Origin of the sequence: Limnobacter olei, assembly GCF_029087225.1 — a bacterium.
Lineage (GTDB): Bacteria > Pseudomonadota > Gammaproteobacteria > Burkholderiales > Burkholderiaceae_B > Limnobacter > Limnobacter olei.
The window spans coordinates 1-314 of sequence record NZ_JARFJD010000074.1; the positions used below are offsets into that span (position 1 = coordinate 1).

At 53.5% G+C, this 314-nt stretch carries 1 protein-coding gene; it reads right to left on the reverse strand.

The features are described from left to right. Positions 1-180, reverse strand: a 180-nt coding sequence (locus tag PY990_RS16350; RefSeq protein WP_275272495.1) for a hypothetical protein, incomplete at its 3' end; no start/stop codon positions are given. Positions 181-314 lie beyond the last annotated feature (134 nt).

Here is a 314-nt window from a genome sequence, read left to right on the forward strand (position 1 = left end):
AACCCGCAGAGATGCCGTTGGCGAACCAACTGACGCACCCACGCTGGCATTAATGTGAATGATACTCATTACGGTAAAGCTCCTTCCCTCGTTGAACGAAAATCCCACTAAAAGCCCAAGATAAACGGCTAAAACCAGATGACGCCAGCGAGAAGAGTCGCAAAACCAGCCGCGAACCATTCCCATCACTTTGGGCGTGACCGCCTCCCTGCCTCTGGGCTCTGCTGCATGTTTCTTATTCGCCTTCCCGACAGATCCAGGAGTAGAAAGCGAACCACTGATGCGAGGATTTACCCCGTAGGCAGGCTCCAAGC